This is a genomic window from Kineococcus sp. NPDC059986 (assembly GCF_040702905.1).
GTDB lineage: Bacteria > Actinomycetota > Actinomycetes > Actinomycetales > Kineococcaceae > Kineococcus.
Window position 1 is genome coordinate 19,572 of record NZ_JBFBND010000028.1, and the last position, 9,143, is coordinate 28,714.

General features: G+C 72.9%; 8 protein-coding genes. 4 read left to right on the forward strand and 4 right to left on the reverse strand.

The features are described 5' to 3' along the window. Nucleotides 1-10: 10 nt before the first annotated feature. Both vsr and AB0637_RS18485 read left to right on the forward strand, forming a co-directional pair. Nucleotides 11-421, forward strand: a complete 411-nt coding sequence (vsr, locus tag AB0637_RS18480) for a DNA mismatch endonuclease Vsr (RefSeq protein ID WP_366174142.1) — start codon at nucleotides 11-13, stop codon at nucleotides 419-421. A 368-nt stretch (nucleotides 422-789) separates the two neighbouring features. Beyond that, complete coding sequence (locus AB0637_RS18485) at nucleotides 790-963, forward strand: hypothetical protein (protein ID WP_366174109.1); 174 nt, start codon at nucleotides 790-792, stop codon at nucleotides 961-963. A 124-nt stretch (nucleotides 964-1,087) separates the two neighbouring features. Here AB0637_RS18485 and AB0637_RS18490 read toward each other — a convergent pair whose 3' ends face one another. The 3 genes from AB0637_RS18490 to AB0637_RS18500 all read right to left on the reverse strand — a co-directional run bounded on the left by AB0637_RS18490 (nucleotide 1,088) and on the right by AB0637_RS18500 (nucleotide 3,003). Beyond that, entirely contained in the window at nucleotides 1,088-1,294 is a 207-nt protein-coding gene (locus AB0637_RS18490; RefSeq protein ID WP_366174111.1) for a hypothetical protein, read from the reverse strand. Nucleotides 1,295-1,697: 403 nt separating this feature from the next. Further along, nucleotides 1,698-2,138 carry a macro domain-containing protein gene (locus AB0637_RS18495; RefSeq protein ID WP_366174112.1) on the reverse strand — a complete coding sequence of 147 codons (441 nt, stop codon included), beginning with the start codon at nucleotides 2,136-2,138 and terminating at the stop codon, nucleotides 1,698-1,700. Then, complete coding sequence (locus AB0637_RS18500; RefSeq protein ID WP_366174113.1) at nucleotides 2,113-3,003, reverse strand: hypothetical protein; 891 nt, start codon at nucleotides 3,001-3,003, stop codon at nucleotides 2,113-2,115. Before AB0637_RS18500 ends, AB0637_RS18495 begins: the two co-directional genes overlap by 26 nt. Nucleotides 3,004-3,127: 124 nt before the next feature. On the opposite strand from AB0637_RS18500, the gene AB0637_RS18505 reads away from it, so the two are divergent. Together AB0637_RS18505 and AB0637_RS18510 are read left to right on the forward strand one after the other, a co-directional pair. Continuing rightward, nucleotides 3,128-3,592 carry a hypothetical protein gene (locus AB0637_RS18505; protein WP_366174114.1) on the forward strand — a complete coding sequence of 155 codons (465 nt, stop codon included), beginning with the start codon at nucleotides 3,128-3,130 and terminating at the stop codon, nucleotides 3,590-3,592. A 50-nt stretch (nucleotides 3,593-3,642) separates the two neighbouring features. Then, nucleotides 3,643-5,736: a 3'-5' exonuclease gene (locus tag AB0637_RS18510; RefSeq protein ID WP_366174116.1), complete on the forward strand. Its 2,094-nt coding sequence runs from the start codon at nucleotides 3,643-3,645 to the stop codon at nucleotides 5,734-5,736. 98 nt (nucleotides 5,737-5,834) lie between these two features. Here the strand turns inward: AB0637_RS18510 and AB0637_RS18515 are convergent, their stop codons facing one another. Continuing rightward, nucleotides 5,835-8,921 carry a DUF3427 domain-containing protein gene (locus tag AB0637_RS18515; protein WP_366174144.1) on the reverse strand — a complete coding sequence of 1,029 codons (3,087 nt, stop codon included), beginning with the start codon at nucleotides 8,919-8,921 and terminating at the stop codon, nucleotides 5,835-5,837. Nucleotides 8,922-9,143 lie beyond the last annotated feature (222 nt).

Here is a 9,143-nt window from a genome sequence, read left to right on the forward strand (position 1 = left end):
CGCCGGGATCATGCGCCGCACCGGCCGCCGGGACACCCGGCCCGAACTCGCGCTGCGCCGGGAACTGCACCGCCGCGGTCTGCGCTACCTCGTGGACGCCACCCCGCCCGGCACGAACCGGCGCCGCCGCGCCGACCTCGTGTTCCGCGGCGCCCGGGTGGCGGTCTTCGTCGACGGCTGCTTCTGGCACTCCTGCCCCGTGCACGTCCACCACCCGAAGGCGAACGCGGACTGGTGGCGGGTGAAGCTCGCCAGCATCACCGCCCGCGACCGCGATACCGACGCGGCGCTCGCGGCCGCGGGGTGGCACGTGGTGCGGGTGTGGGAGCACGAGGACCCCCGCGCGGCGGCCGACCGCGTCCACGGGGTCGTGCACGTCCGCCGCAAACCCCCGCGCCGGCCGCGGCCGGTCCTGACCTGACGACCCCGTCGCCGACGACGGCCGCACCGGACGGCCCGTCACCGTCGACAACGTGTTCACCGACCCCGCGACGGCGCTCGCCGGCCTCGGTCCCGTCCTCAAGCGCATCGCCGCCGCGCAGGGCGAACCCGTCACCGACCCCTCCGGTCTTGCTCCGGAGCAGGTGAATGGGCGACGTGGCAGTCCGGGCCCGATGGGCTCGCGTTCTCCTCCCAGGACGTCCAGCTCAGCGGGCACGGGGTGCGGCGTTACGTCGTGCCGTGGGCGAGGGTGGAGCCGCTGCTGACAGCGGAGGCGCATAACCTGCTGGCGCCGCGCTGACCGGTGTCGGACCCCCGGGGCAGCATGCGCGCCGGAGGTGGTCGGGCGTGCCGACGTGGGTGTGGATGGTCGTGCAGAACCGGGACCGGGCAGCGGCCTCGCTGCAGCAGGCCGTCGCCCGGGGTGGGGCGGAGGCGGCCGAGTTCGGCCGGATCTGGCTGGCCGAGCGGCAGGCAGTGGTCGACCGGGTCGGGACGTCGTACGGCGTGGACCTGCCGTAGCGCCGCTGCCCCGATCCGGGCGTCCTGGTCCAGCGCGCCCGGTGCGACTGCCGATCCTCTCCACGACGACCCGTCGAGAGGAGCCGCGGTGCAGGTCCAGTACGTCGTCGACTTCGACGTCCGCTCACGCACCGATCCCACCTCGGCCGGGGCGCACGCCGCGCTGCTGCGGCACGTGCAGGAGTGGCTGGAGTTCGCCCACGACGGCGTCCCCGATCTCTCTGCCGTGCCCGCCGACGAGGCTCGCGACGTCGCGCCGGGAGGCGGTGGTCCTCGACTGGGCGGACGCCCCGACCTCACGCCCGACGACGCCGGTCCTCTGCTGGACCACCTCGAACACCGCACCGACGGGCGCCCGCGGTTCACCCAGGTCGTCGACCGCACCTGGCGCAAGTCCGGGTACCTGTACCCCGCGCTGTTGCGGGCCACCCCTCATCACCCGGGGGCGGGCCTCCGTCGAGTTCGCCGCCTCTCAGGGGCGGATCACCACCCGGCTCATCGACTGGTCCCGCGAGGGTTTCGGCCTCGACGTCGCGACCACCGACCTCGCGCTGACGAACTCCGGGCGAGCCGTCTTCGAGTTCGAGGGGCGCCGCCTCAACGGCGTCCCGCACGTCAAGCTCGGGGACGTCAAGCGGCCCGACGAGTGCGGGCGGATCTACTTCGCCCACCAGAGCGACCCGGCGCGGTTCGTGGTGCACCACGTGGGGTTGCACGTCCTGCGACCGCGGGCCTCACGCGCGGGTGACGACGACGAGGTCGACGGGGGAGTCCGCCGCAGCGCTGATCAGGGTGTCGAGGACGTCGGCCCACACCAGCCCACCGATGCCCGCACCCAGCCGCGGAACCCCGAGCGCGTCGATCTCCCGTGTCCCGGCGTCGAGCAGCGTTGAACGGACGCTGCGGTCCACTGCGTCGAGGCAGGCGTCCGCGCCGGAGTCCTGCTGGATGGCGAGGTTGTAGACCACCACGTCGTCGGCCACCCACGGGAACACGTCACCGGGCTGCAGGTCCCCGGCCGCGCACAGGTCCTGGTACGCCGCGTGCATCCGGGGCCAGCGACGACGGAACTCGACGGCGATGCCACCGCGCATCGAGCCGACGCAGTTCACGCCGTGGCCGAGGGCGGGCAGGTCGAGGGTGAACAGGTCACCGACGACGGGTCTCAGCGCCACCGCTCAGGCCGTCACCGAGGTGGCGCCGAGGTGCCGGTGCCCGCCGCGCCCCGGTGCCGGGGTGGACGTGGGCGTAGGCGGCCTGGACGGGAGCAACGAGCCGGTCGATGAACTCCTCGACCTCACCGACCTTCGCCGTGCTCGCCCGCGCCAGGTTGACGAGGTACGGGTGACGCACCCCGCTGTTGCGGAACTTCGCGTCGTCCCCGCTGAGGTGGGTGAGCCCGTAGTCCAGTCCCAGTTCGACGACGATGGGCGCCTCGATCCGACCGTCCCGGAACTGCTGGCGGTCGGCGCGCGCGAGCTGGGTCGGGGCCAGCACGACCAGGTCGAACAGACCTCGACCGCCGCCCTTGTGCGGCTGCGGATGCGTCTCGGGCCACTCCTTGTGGACGAGTTGCGTCGTCAGCCCGTCGCGCAGGGTCTGTCGCGCCGCGAGCAGCTCGTGCTCTTTGAGCAGCGAGAACAGTTCCGCGTGCAGGGAGTGCTCGACGCGGTGCAGGTAGGGGTCCGCGAGGAACCCGTCCACCAACGCGGTGATCGCGCGCTCCACCAGCGGGACGGCGACGGCGATCCACTCCTCGTCCTCCGGCGCGATGCGCACCAGGGGAGGCACTGCGGTCCGGCTCGCGGCCGGGTCGTCCAGCAGCGTTCCGCCCCGCTCGACGAGCCACTCCCGGAGCGCGTCGACCTCGGAGAACTCGGCTAGCCGGTCGACGCTCACCTCGGCCGCGACGGGCAGGCTGTACCCGACCTCGACGCCGGCGCCCGGGTCGACGTGGTGGATGCGGACCGTCTGCGTCTTCTGGCCGACGGCGTGCACGACGGTGCGGCCCGCGACGACCGTCTTCTCCCGATGAGCCACCCGTGGACGGTAGGTCGGTGGAACGCCCGCGGTCCGGGTGCGGCGTGTCGCGGGTGCACCCCTCCGGGTGGCTGTTCCCTCCCCGGTCTTCACCGGGGACCGATCCGATCCGACGAGGAGGAGCGTGACCATCGAGGACGACCTGCGGACCCTCGGCGCCGTCCCCGGGATCACCGGAGCCGTCTTGCGCGCCACGGAGGCCCGCGCGGTCAGCCCCGTGCCGCTCGGCGACCGGATCCGCCTGCACCCCGCGACCGTCGGCGCCACCGCCGCCTTCGTCCGGGCCCGCAGCATCGACATCGCCACCGAACCGCACCTCGCCGCCGCCGCGGCTGCGCGCCTGCCCGGTGCGCAGCTCCACCCCACGTCGCCGGCGACCACGATGGTCCGCGTCGACTCCGCGCTGATCGCCGCCCACCCCGACGAGGTTCACGACCAGCTGCTGCGCGCGCTGGACTGGCGCGCCCACGGGCCGCGGTGGACCCTCCACTCGCAGTCCGGGGCGTCCGCGTCCGCGGCGCTGGCTGTTCCGGCGTGCTGCCCGCTGGGGCACCAGCTCAGCGCCAACGGCACCTGCTTCTGCGACTGACCGTGGACGCTCGGTCGCCGCGTCGGGAGGATGGTGCGGGGGTGGTGAGGATGACGGCGGGAGCGTCGCAGGACGTCGAGGCGCGACGGGCGCGCGCCCTCGCCGAGCAGTACCTCGCCCTGGCCCGGCAGCAGCAGCGCATCGTCCGCCGCCACGAGGCCGGTAGCGCCGGCGAGCGCCGCATCGCCGCGCTGCTGCAGCCGATGTCCGCGTACGGCTGGACGTTGCTCGCGGACCGGCGCTGGCCGGGGACGCGGTCCGCCAACGTCGACCTCCTGCACGTCGGCCCTGGCGGGGTCCTCGTCCTCGACGTGAAGAACTGGCGGGAGGTGCACGTCGAGGACGGTCGGCTGTGGCGCGGGCAGGAGGACGCGCACGACGACGTCGACAAGGTCGCCCGCATCGCCGAGCTCGCCGAGCAGTCCGTCGCCGACGTCGGGCTCGCTCCGCTGGAGGTGGTGCCCGTCCTCGTCTTCGCCGGCGAGTCGTTCGGTCCCCTCACCCTGGGGCGCGTCACGGCGATGGGGGAGGAGCAGCTCGTGCCGTGGATCAACCGCCGGGGCGAACGGCTGAACGCCGAGAAGCTGCCGGAGGTCCTGGCCGTCCTCGAGCGCGACTTCCCGCCCCACGAGGACGCCGGTCCCGTCGAGCTCAGCCCCGTCGTCGTCCCGCCCGTCCTCCCGCTGCTCCAGCCCGCGGAGGTCCCCGAGCAGCAGGCGCTGTTCAGCGCCGCCGAGCTGGAGGACTCCCTCCTGCAGGGCGCGCTCGCCGCACCCATCGAGGACTGGATGACGTTCCTGCACCCCGGCCAGGCCAAGCTGGTCCGTCAGGTGCGCAACGGGCCGGCGCGCGTGCGCGGGCCCGCGGGAACGGGCAAGACCGTCATCGGCCTGCACCGCGCCGCCTACCTGGCCACCACACGCCCGGGGAAGCTGCTCTACGTCTCCTTCGTCCGCACCCTGCCCACCGTCCTCGGCGCGACCTTCGCCCGGCTCGCACCCCAGCACGTCGACCGGGTCGAGTTCTGCGGGGTGCACGCGTGGGCGCGCCGCTTCCTCGACGCGCGTCGAGTGCGTCACCAGGTGGACTTCAAGGCCGCGGACACGTGTTTCTGGCGGTCGTGGGCGAGCGTGGGCCGGTTCTCGGCGCTCGCCGAGGTGCCCGTCCCCGTGACGTACTGGCAGGAGGAGATCGCCTCCGTCATCAAGGGCCGCGGGCTCACCGACTTCTCCGAGTACGCCGACCTCACCCGCGTCGGTCGGTCCACCCCGCTGAACCGCGCGCAGCGCGAGGCGGTCTGGCAGCTCTACACGGCGTACGACGTGCTGCTGCGTTCGCGCGGCCTGCACGACGCCGCCGACCTCCTCGTCCTCGCCCTGGCCGAGGTCCGGTGGCGGCCGCTGGAGGAGCCCTACGCCGCCGTCCTCGTCGACGAGGTGCAGGACCTCAGCCGCGTCGGCGTGCAGCTGCTGCACGCCCTCGGCGGGGACGGCCCTGACGGCCTGCTGCTCATCGGCGACGGCCAGCAGGCCGTCTACCCCGGCGGCTTCACCCTCTCCGAGGCCGGCATCAGCGTCCGCGGGCGCTCCACGGTGCTGGAGACCAACTACCGCAACGCCTCCCGCATCATCGAGACCGCCGTCGCCGTCGTCGCCTCCGACGCCTTCGCCGACCTCGACGACTCCCTCGAGGAGGGCGCCCGCCGGATGGAGGTCGCCCGCGACGGGGGTGTGACGGTGCGCGTCGACGCCCCTGACGCGCGCAGCCTCGACGCGGCGCTCGTCGCCGCCGTCGGCGACCTCGCCGCGGCGGGTACGAGCCTGGGCGACTGCGCCCTGCTCACCGCGACCACGACGGACGCCTCCCGCTACGCCGGCGTCCTGCACCGCGCCGGCCTCCCGCTGGTGCCGCTGGAGGAGTACGCGGGGCGGACGTGCGGACGGGTCAAGGTCGGGACCATCAAGCGCGCCAAGGGCCTGGAGTTCAAGCACGTCTTCCTGCCGGGCCTGCGGGAGGGCGGGACGGCCGCGAAGGCGGGGGAGTCGGAGAGCGCGTGGCGGGAGCGGCTCGAGGTGGAGCGGCGGGAGCTGTACGTGGGGATGACGCGGGCGCGGGACGGCTTGTGGCTGGGGTTCGTGTCCTGATCCTGCTCACCGTGCGGCGCCAGGCTGACTGACGGACCGCAGTCGCGCGAGTGACCTCGAAACGCCACGCCCATCGCGGTCTGCCGGCGTGGTGACCATCAGCTCGCTCGCACGAGCGACGCCTGGGTGAAGAAATCCGTCGGCATGGAGTAGTGCAAGCGCCACGTGATGCCGATGGGTCGCTCACCCTGGTGCGAGACGTAGTCCGCCGGTCCCAGGAACAGGTACGGCTCGGCGCCGAGGTCTCCCTGCTTGCGCTGCCGTGCGAACAGCAGCACGTGGGTGCCCATCGCTCGGTGGTTCAGGTACCGCTGACCGGTGACGGAGGCCACGGTCGTCCGCGACTGCGATTCCCAGTGGAACAGCTGCGGCGTCAACGGGTAGTCCCGGTACATCGTCGACGGCGAGTAATCGGCTTCGGACTTCGCCAAGGTGATGAGCAGCGCGTCGGTCCGGTGCTCGGGCGCCCAAACGACCCCTTCGCGGAAGGACATCGATGGTCGTGAGGCGGTGGCGACACCGAGGGCGCTGACGATCTCGTCGCGGGAGTACCGGGCGTGGACGCTGAGCGGCAGGCCAGCGAGCTCCCCGTCGAGCGCCGTAGTGGGGTGGCGGGCGTCGTCGAAGGCGATGTCGACGAGCTGCGCCAGCTCGTCCCGGGCCGCAGGTTCGTGCCGCAGTACGTCGACGACCGCGGTCAGGTCGCCGGGTGCACCTGACGGCCACAGCGACGCGGTGAGCATCTCCGCGAGGTGCTGTTCGACGGGGGAAAGCGCCTCGGCGGTGACGTCGTCGGCGAGCAGTCGGGAGTACGCGTCGCGGCGCAGCCGGTCGTCGACGTGGGTGACGGCGCGCATCCGCTTCAGCAGCGCGGTTTCCACGGGGCCGGCTGGCCTCGTCTCCGTCCCGGCGCGGCGACGCAAGTCGGTCCACGAGCGGTTGCTCCCGAGCAGTTCCCGCACGCTGAGCCCGCTGGCGGTGAGGAACCCCGCGATGCTGCCGCTCGGGTGCGCCCGCACCTCGTTGACGAGGGCTGGAGTGCGCGGGCTCAACTGGCGTTTGATGCTCGTGACGACGCGGTCCTGCACCACCTCGTCGAGGACGATGGAGCACCCCGCGGGCAGGAAGGGGAACCCCTGCTCGGCCTGGTGCTGCAACGCGCCGCGGCTGACCCCGGTGAGCGCGCGGAACCGGGTGTCGAAGCGGAAGTCGGCGTTCTGGTGGCCCACGAAGTCCAGCGCGGTCAGCACCGCCTTGCCGGGAGAGGTGCGCAGCCCGCGACCGAGCTGCTGGAGGAAGACGGTCGCCGATTCCGTCGGCCGCAGGAACAGGACGGTGTCGACCTGCGGGACGTCCACGCCCTCGTTGTAGAGATCGACGGCGAACAGGACCCGCACGTCACCCTCCTTCAACCGGCGTAGGGCGGCCGTGCGTTCCTCGGGGGTGCTGCCGCCGCTGACGGCGAGCGCGTCGATCCCCGCGTCGCGGAAGACCCGCGCCATGTAGTGCGCGTGCTCGACGCTGACGCAGAACCCGATCGCCCGCATCGCGCCCACGTCGGCCACCCGGCGGCGCAACTCCCGCAGCACCAGGCGTGCTCGGGTGTCGTCCCCGGTGTAGAGGCTCGTCAAGCCCTCGACGTCGTAGCCGCCGCGTCGCCAGGTCAGGTCCCGCAGGTCCGTACCATCGTCCACGGCGAAGTAGTGGAACGGCACGAGCAGGTCGTCGGCCAGCGCGTCCCACAACCGCAACTCCGCGGCGGTGCGCCCCCCGAAGAGCGCCAGGACGTCCCCGCCGTCGCTGCGTTCCGGGGTCGCCGTCAGGCCCAGCAGCTCGATGGGTTCCAGCCGGTCCAGGACGCGCTGGTAGCTGTCGGCCTTGGCGTGGTGGCACTCGTCGAGGACCACGACGTCGTACTGCCGAGGGGCGAGGCCGTCCAGGACGTTCGCGTTCAGCGACTGCACGCTCGCGAAGACGTGCCGCCCCTTGCGCGGACGCTCACCGCCCACGAGCAGCTCCCCGAACGCCCCGTCGCCCAGCACTTCCCGGTAGGTGCGCCGCGCCTGGTCCAGCAGTTCCCGTCGGTGCGCGATGAACAGCAGCGTCAGATCGCGGCCGTGCTGCTCACGCAGCTGCCGGTAGTCGAACGCGGCCAGGACTGTCTTGCCGGTGCCGGTGGCCGCGACGACGAGGTTGCGGTGCCGGTCGTGGAGCTGCCGCTCCCCGCCGAGCTGCTCCAGCATCTCCTGCTGGTGCGGTCGCGGCGTCACCTCCAGCCCGGACAGGTCGACCGGCGTGCCCGGCCCACGCTGCCCGCCGGCTTCGGCGAGCGCGTCGTCCAGCCGGTCACCGTCCCGCGCCGGGACGTACGTCTCGAAGGTGCTGCTCTCCCAGTAGCTCGCGAACGTCGCGTCGAACTTCGTCAGCAGCGCCGGGTTCGCCACCGCGGACAGGCGGACGTTCCACTCCAAGCCGTCCAGCAGCGCCGAGCGGGACAGGTTCGACGATCCGACGTACGCGGTGCTGAACCCGGTGGCGCGGTGCACGACCCACGCCTTCGCGTGCAGCCGGGTGCGGGTCGTCTCGTAGATGACCTTCACCTCGGCGCCGAACTCCTCCACCAGCCGGTCCACGGCCCGGCGTTCCGTCGCGCCCATGTACGTCGTCGTGATGACCCGGAAGGGCACGCCGCGGTCCTTGAGGTCCCGCAGCGCGCTCTCCAGCAGCCGCAGCCCCGACCACTTGACGAACGCGCACAGCAGGTCGACGCGGTCCGCGCTCGCCAGTTCCGCCCGCAGCTCCGCCGCCAGGCTCGGGTCGGTGGTGCTGTTCGTCAGCAGGGCCGCCTCGGACAGCGGCGTCGCCGGTCGGACCGTCGACGGCTGCGCCAGGGCGCGCCGCCGGTGCGCGGCGAGGAGCTGTCGAGGTGCGCCCTTCTCGTCGGGGACGGGCACGGCTCCGTGATCGCCGAGGACACCGAGCAGGTCGCCCACCAAGGCGAGGCGCTCGCTGGGGTCGTTCGTCGCCTCCAGGGCGCGGTGGACCAGGTCGCTGACGTGACGGGCGAGGACGTGGGGAGCATCGACGCTGTCGACGCTGCGCACCACGGTCGTCCAGTCCCCAGCTCGGGTCAGGGACGCGTCCAGGGTGGTGGCGACCAGTGTCTCGTGCAGGCCTTCCTGCAGATCGTGCTCGGCCTCGACGGATCCCGTGCTCACTCAGCCACTGTCGCAGACGCTTTGAAGACCAGTCCTGGCCAGCGCAGAAGTGAGGCACGTGCCCCGGGCGGTGGAGCGGTTCGCGCCGGGCACCCGTACGGGTGCCAACGACTCATGCGGTCACCCGAGACGGCCGACAGGTGGTGGACGGCCGACGGATCGGAGGACTCCTGCATCTCTGTCTCACCG

Excerpts from the sequence above, each read along its gene's own strand:
- AB0637_RS18510 (WP_366174116.1), top strand. The coding sequence starts at position 3,643 with ATGACGGCGGGAGCGTCGCAGGACGTCGAGGCGCGACGGGCGCGCGCC.
- vsr (WP_366174142.1), top strand. The coding sequence starts at position 11 with ATGCGCCGCACCGGCCGCCGGGACACCCGGCCCGAACTCGCGCTGCGC.